Genomic DNA, 5,095 nt, shown 5'->3' on the forward strand with positions numbered 1-5,095 from the left:
ACCACGCGCACGTGAAGTGGTTCGTCGATTTCGCCCTCCAGCGTCCGCCCGGCGGTGCCTTGAGGGGAGGACTCGGGGCGGTCCAGCGTGTCGTCACGGTGTTCGCTGACGACGGCGTCCGTGATGCTTTGTTGGTTATCGCCGCGCGGGATGAGGGGAAATCCCTCCCCTGTGCTCCGCCTCCCGCCGTCTCGCATGCCCGTGAGCATAACGTCACCGGATCACTGCATCGCGGCCTGTCGCCAAGAAAGGTCCGGCCCCCCCGCCCCTTGCCCCGCAGGCCAGACGTTGCGATCCTTGCTCCAGGCGGCCCCGCCCACACGTCAGTGGCAGGCCCGGCAGTTCTCCGCAGCGTCGCAAGGACAGAGCATGAGTGACCTCTCACCCGGTACCCGCGTCGGCGAGAAGCGCACGATCTCGGGTGTGCTGCACGAGTGGACCGGCGCGGTCTGGCGCCCGATCATCGGGTATCCGACGCGGGATGACTCGAACGTCCCGTACAAGCGACTGCCTCCGCTCGACGCAGACAGTCGGCTCGAGTGACGACGCCCGCGCCGCCCGCGTCAGCGGCGGCTCCGACCTCGGCCCCGAGCCCCACGGCAGGCACACCGTCCGTCGACAGGTGGACGGCGGCGATCAAGGCCAGTCGCGACGCCGCGACGTGGGTTGCGACGGCGCTCGGTGTGGTCGCGGCAGCGATCTTCGGCGGCATCCCGGCGCTGAAGGGTCTGCCCTTCACCTGGGGAGACCCGAGCGACAACGCGCAGTCGATCCTGGCGGCCATCGCGGCGGTCGTCGGCCTGGGCGGGATCATCGTCGTGATCCTGATGGTCACTCGAGCGACGCTGCCGATCTATGTGACGTTGTCGACGCTCAGTTCGCGCACGCAGGCGGCGATCGCCAAGACGCCGGGCGAGTATCTGCCCGAGGGGATCTCCTCGCTCGCCGAGCTTCGCACGCAGCTGAAGAACTGGGAGGCGCTGATTCCGCTCCTCGAGGAGCAGGAGCGCGTCGCCGATGCGGCATCCCGCGGTCCCGCCGCCGAGGCGCTCGCGGATGGCATCGCGCAGCGTGACAATCTGCGGCAGTGGGCCGCGTCGATCCGGCAGCTGGATGTGCTCTCGCAGACGCAGGCGCGACTGCACAATCCCGCGTTGTGGGCGGCGGTCGCGGTGGCGACGCTGGGCGCGGTGGCGTTCATGTTCACCACCGTCGCGCGGGCGGAGAGCGATCCGCCCGCCGAGATCGGGCAGGTGGCGTTCGTCACGCCGACCGATGAGCAGGCGTGGGCGGCGATCGCCGGTTCGGCTGATCTGAGCGGTTGTGCCGACGAGGAGGGGCGGTATCTCGTTCTCGTCTCGGATGTCGTCGACGATGCCTATGTCGTGCAGACTCTCCCGAACGCCGATGGATGCCGCGCCTGGCGCCTGAACATTCGTCCCGAGATCGCCGATGTCATTGTGCTCGCCGAGCCGATGCGGGTGACGGTGACGTACTCGCCGGCTCCGCAGCCGTCACCAACACCGGCCGGCTGATCTGCGCCGCGCCCGCGCCCACCAGAATGGACACATCCTGCTTCCTTAGGGGGTGAATCAATGGACGGCCAGATCGAGGTCGATTTCCGCACGAGCGATACCGACGCCGCGGTGGAGCATCTGCGTCAGAGCTACGGGCGGCTCAGTATCCGGGGCCCCGTGGACTACGGCGTCTCGACGGTCGGCGACCGGCGATTCTCCATCGGTTCGGTCCTGCTCGGCGGTGAGCTGTCTGTCAGCGGCATCGTCGACGGGTTCACGGTGGTTACGGGACCGGATCGATATCACTGGCAGGTCGATGACGAACGGGGCTACCTGGGACGCGACCCGATCCTGTTCCATCCCCATGTTCCGCTGCAGGTGCACGTCGATCGGGTTCAGGTGAGCGCCGTTCGCTTCGACACCCGCGAACTCGAGCGCCTGGCCAGGCGGGCGTTCGACAATCCCGATCTGCACCTGGGGTTCGATGGTCCTCGCCCGATCTCCACGCCCCGTCGTTCCGTGACCTCGCGCGGCGCCGCGGTCTCGTATCGGGTGGCGGTGGCGTTCATCGAGGAGAATGCCGGGCTTCCGATCACGGTCGAGGATGTCGCCGTCGCAGCGGGCGTCTCGTCCATGCGACTCGGGCAGATCTTCTCGCAGCACGCCTCACCCGCGGAGAGCCCGCGCGCCTGCATCCGGCGCATGCGGCTGGAGGCTGCGCGCCGGCAGATGTCGAAGGCGGCGCCAGGGGAGATGACGTTGGGGGATGTCGCGGCCCGGTGGGGCTTCACGCAGCAGGGTCTCGTGCGCCACTATCGGCGAGCCTTCGGTGTCGATCCGCGGCCGGATCCCGCTGGAGACCTGGAGCAGTAGGCACCGTCACCGCGCGGGCCGACTCCTGCGGTGTTTCGCGAACGACGTCGCCGACGTCATTCAGCATGGCGAATCGCTCCGACCTCGCCTGAAGCCGCGACATAGTGGGCATCCTCGGGCACAACAGCCAGCGCCGATACGCTGACGCCATGACGGATGACGGAGACTTCCTGTCTGCCGACGACGCCCGCATCCTCGCTCTGGAGTCATCTGTCCTCACGGGCCACACGCTGAAGCTCATGGTTCTGAGTCCCGGGACCCCGATCGATTTGGAGGCGCTGCGCGCGTCGGTGCAAGCTCGACTCGTGGATGCACCTCGCGGGCTCGAGCGGGTGGTGGCGGGAGCCGCGGGCGAGCGGCCGCGCTGGGAGGCGGTGGACGGGGTAGACGTCGCCGCACACGTGCGGCGACGCGCTGGCACCGAGTGCACCACGTCCGAGGATCTGTGTCGCGTCGTGAGCGAACTCATGTCGGAGCATCTCGACCGATCCCGTCCGCTCTGGACGCTGGATGTCATCGGGCCGCTCGCCGATGGTAGGGAGGCGATCGCGGCGAGGATGCACCATGCCATGGTCGACGGGATCGCGGGGATGCGGTTCCTCGAGGCGATCCTGCTCGACCCGCATGACACCCCCGCACGCGCCGGTATCTCCCGTTCCGTGGCGTCCGACTCCCGGCCCGCGCCGTCGCCGACGCTCGGGGCAGGGGACTGGGCGCGATTCGCCGCCGCGATCGCCCGAGAGCTGGGTCATCCCGGTTCGCGCTCGCCGTTCGATCGGCCGGTCACGGGTGCGCGCGAGCTGGCGTTCGCGACGATGCCGCTCGACGCCCTCCGGGAGATCGGCGCGTCTCGATCCGAGCATGCGACCGTCAACGATGTGCTCCTCGCGGCCGTCGCCGGGGGGCTGCAGACCTGGCTCGGCGATGCCGCGGACGGGCTCGACCTGCGCGCGCAGGTTCCGGTGAGCCTGCACCGCCGCGACGAAGACCCTGCGACAGCGGGCAACCGGGACTCGTTCCTCAACGTGGATCTCGAGCTCGCAGCGACCGATCCGCTGGAGCGTCTCGACCGCATCAGCGCACGGACCCGCATGGAGAAGCAAGCGCATGATCCGGAACTGCTGTACGAGCTTTTCCACGCTCTCGGAGCGGTGCCGCTGGTGGATGCTGTCGCCCACAGGATCACCGACACGTCCCGCGAGTTCAGCGTCGCGATCTCGAACGTGCCTGGTCCGCGCGTGCCGGTCGCCGTGCACGGGCGCCGCGTAGAGGGCTTGTTCTCCTCGTCGGAGCCCGCACCGCATCATGCCCTGCGCATTGCTGCGATCTCGCATTCCGATCAGATGGGCATCGGGTTCTGCACGGATCCGACCGTGACTCCGGGGGTGAGAGAGCTCGCCGAAGCTGTAGCCGAGGCGTATCGCGAACTGCAGCGGGCGGCGCTGGGCGAAGTTCTGTGACACCGCAACATCTGCCAGACACGCTCGTGACCGGCTACTGCGGTGTTTCATGGACGACGTCGCCGTCGTCATCCAGCATGGGCGTTTCGTGCTGTCCGGTGCCGTGTCGTTCGTCGGTGTCATCGGGCACCCCGGCGCCTGAGGTGTCGGGTTCGGGTCCGGGCTCGATCGGAGGCTTTTCTCTGTCCATACCGATCAAGTCAACAAAGTCGGCTGTGCAGGCGCAACCGCGTCCGCCGTGCACCGGGGGTCGTGATGGATGCTGGCAGCAATGTCAAGGCGGGTGACGATCGGTCTGGACTTTGATCCGATGGGGCTCATGAATGAAAAGAAGCCGATTCCCGATCCCGAATCCCAGCATTCCGACGCGGACGACACGTCCTTCACCCCCGACATGTCTGCCGATCCCGTCGAGAAGGAGAAGAAGCGCACGGAGGGCTTCGGCCCGAATCGCCCCGACCTCGCTTGAAGCCGCGACATTGAGTCGGAGCGTCTCGCGCTGCACACCGTGGGCGAACTCGCGCCGAGTTCGGACCCGGCCCGAGGCGATTAGTGCGGCGCGTCCTCGAGGTCGCGATCAGAAGGGCGCATCCTCGACGTCGCGATCAGAACGGCGCGTCCGTGAGGCCGCGATTCAGAAGGGTGCGTCCTCGAGGCCGCGATCAGAAGGGCGCATCCTCAACGTCGGGAACGAATCCGACGGTGACCGGGGGTGGCGTGTCGACGTAGTGGAGTCCGCCGGGGGATATCCACTCGATCACCCCGCCCGGATGATGCTTCACGCGCCAGGGCGTCTCGCCCTTCAGCACATGATGTCGTCGACACAGCGCGCAGAGATTTCGATGATCGGTGGCCCCGCCGAGGGCGAAGTCCTGCCCGTGGTCGACGTCACAGCGGTGCGGGGGCATACGGCATCCGGGGAATCTGCAGTGCGGATCCCGCACCCTCAAGTGCCTGGTCAGATCCGCGGATCTTGTGTACCTGTCGACGGCGAGGACCCCGCCGGTGATCGGATCGGCGAGTACCCGTTCCCATCCGGGGACGGATTTCGCGAGGATCCTTGCGGTGTCGAGGTCGATGGGTGCCCGCCCGACGAGTTCTGCGGGGTCGTCGGTCACCCCCGCGAGTGCGAGGGCCGGGACGGTGACGTTGACCGTCGCGCGGATCGACGCCAGTCCACCGTGTCCGTCGCCGAGCCCCTCACCGGTCTCCGTGTCGATCCGGTGGGTGAGGATCATCTCGGTG

General features: G+C 68.0%; 7 protein-coding genes. 5 read left to right on the forward strand and 2 right to left on the reverse strand.

The genetic code is table 11. The features are described from left to right. Positions 1–209 (reverse strand): hypothetical protein (locus tag DI573_RS13820; protein WP_292815468.1); only part of this gene is annotated, 209 nt, incomplete at its 3' end. A gap of 160 nt (positions 210–369) precedes the next feature. Here DI573_RS13820 and DI573_RS13825 point away from each other — a divergent pair. The 5 genes from DI573_RS13825 (at position 370) to DI573_RS13845 (ending at position 4,319) form a co-directional block, all read left to right on the forward strand. Then, positions 370–543, forward strand: coding sequence for a hypothetical protein (locus tag DI573_RS13825; protein WP_292815472.1), 174 nt, complete (start codon positions 370–372; stop codon positions 541–543). After that, the gene (locus DI573_RS13830) at positions 540–1,535 is read left to right on the forward strand and encodes a hypothetical protein (RefSeq protein ID WP_292815475.1); all 996 of its coding nucleotides are present in this window, start codon (positions 540–542) and stop codon (positions 1,533–1,535) included. The genes DI573_RS13825 and DI573_RS13830 overlap by 4 nt, the downstream gene beginning before the upstream one ends. A gap of 60 nt (positions 1,536–1,595) precedes the next feature. Beyond that, the gene (locus DI573_RS13835; RefSeq protein ID WP_292815478.1) at positions 1,596–2,390 is read left to right on the forward strand and encodes a helix-turn-helix domain-containing protein; all 795 of its coding nucleotides are present in this window, start codon (positions 1,596–1,598) and stop codon (positions 2,388–2,390) included. 149 nt (positions 2,391–2,539) lie between these two features. Further along, positions 2,540–3,850, forward strand: coding sequence for a wax ester/triacylglycerol synthase domain-containing protein (locus tag DI573_RS13840; protein ID WP_292815482.1), 1,311 nt, complete (start codon positions 2,540–2,542; stop codon positions 3,848–3,850). A 319-nt stretch (positions 3,851–4,169) separates the two neighbouring features. Continuing rightward, a complete protein-coding gene (locus DI573_RS13845) occupies positions 4,170–4,319 on the forward strand; it encodes a hypothetical protein (protein WP_292815485.1) in 150 nt (49 codons plus the stop codon). Positions 4,320–4,512: 193 nt separating this feature from the next. Here the strand turns inward: DI573_RS13845 and DI573_RS13850 are convergent. Then, positions 4,513–5,095: HNH endonuclease signature motif containing protein (locus DI573_RS13850; protein ID WP_292815488.1), on the reverse strand; the 583-nt coding region annotated here is incomplete at its 5' end.

The sequence above is a fragment of the Microbacterium sp. genome (assembly GCF_003248605.1).
Taxonomy (GTDB): Bacteria; Actinomycetota; Actinomycetes; order Actinomycetales; family Microbacteriaceae; genus Microbacterium.

Bases quoted from the DNA above. Each gene is read 5' to 3' on its own strand.
- DI573_RS13845 (WP_292815485.1), top strand. From the start codon at position 4,170: ATGAATGAAAAGAAGCCGATTCCCGATCCCGAATCCCAGCATTCCGAC.
- DI573_RS13825 (WP_292815472.1), top strand. From the start codon at position 370: ATGAGTGACCTCTCACCCGGTACCCGCGTCGGCGAGAAGCGCACGATC.
- DI573_RS13835 (WP_292815478.1), top strand. From the start codon at position 1,596: ATGGACGGCCAGATCGAGGTCGATTTCCGCACGAGCGATACCGACGCC.
- DI573_RS13840 (WP_292815482.1), top strand. From the start codon at position 2,540: ATGACGGATGACGGAGACTTCCTGTCTGCCGACGACGCCCGCATCCTC.